Source organism: Halorhodospira neutriphila (genome assembly GCF_016584055.1).
Classification (GTDB): domain Bacteria; phylum Pseudomonadota; class Gammaproteobacteria; order Nitrococcales; family Halorhodospiraceae; genus Halorhodospira; species Halorhodospira neutriphila.
In genome coordinates this window covers 1-555 of the sequence record NZ_NRSH01000283.1, presented here as the reverse complement: position 1 = coordinate 555, position 555 = coordinate 1, and the positions used below count along the sequence as shown (strand labels likewise).

Sequence of the window (555 nt, the reverse complement as noted above, 5' to 3'; positions counted from 1 at the left end):
GGTAGGGCCGCGGCGATCTGGCGGGCGGCCTGCGGCTCGCCGAAGCCCTCGGCGAGGGCGCGCTGCGTCCGCCCGGCGACCTCGGCGCGGGCCGCCTCGAGCCCGGGCAGCGGCCCCTGGGGCGGGGGCGCCAGCGCCCGGCAGAACGCCGGGATCTCCGCCTGGATGGGCTCGGCCCGCCAGTGGGGGTCGAGGTAGCCGGCGTGGCGGCTGACGAGCCAGTAGGGCCCCGGGCGCTCGGCGAGCCACTGCGGCAGGCGCTTGCCCGTGAGCCGGCCGCCGAGCTGGATGACGTGCCCGGCGGCCTCCAGGGCCCGGCGGCCGGCCGGCGCGGCGAGGAGCAGCTCGGCGCCGCCGATGACCAGTGGGTGGTCGAGCAGCCGCAGCTGGCTGCCGATGTCGGCGAGGATGGGGATCCCGGCCGCCTCGGCGCAGGCGAGCGCCGCCTCGGCCTCCGCGGCCTCGAGCTGCCCGGCGACGAGGAGCACCGGCGGGCGTACCGACGCTCCCGCCCTCGCGGTGGAAGAGCCGCTCCGGCGAGCACCCCATGAAGAC

At 79.6% G+C, this 555-nt stretch carries 1 pseudogene; it reads right to left on the bottom strand.

From position 1 onward, the window contains the following. Positions 1 to 488: pseudogene (locus CKO13_RS12480) on the bottom strand (2-succinyl-5-enolpyruvyl-6-hydroxy-3-cyclohexene-1-carboxylate synthase); the annotation flags it as partial. Positions 489 to 555 lie beyond the last annotated feature (67 nt).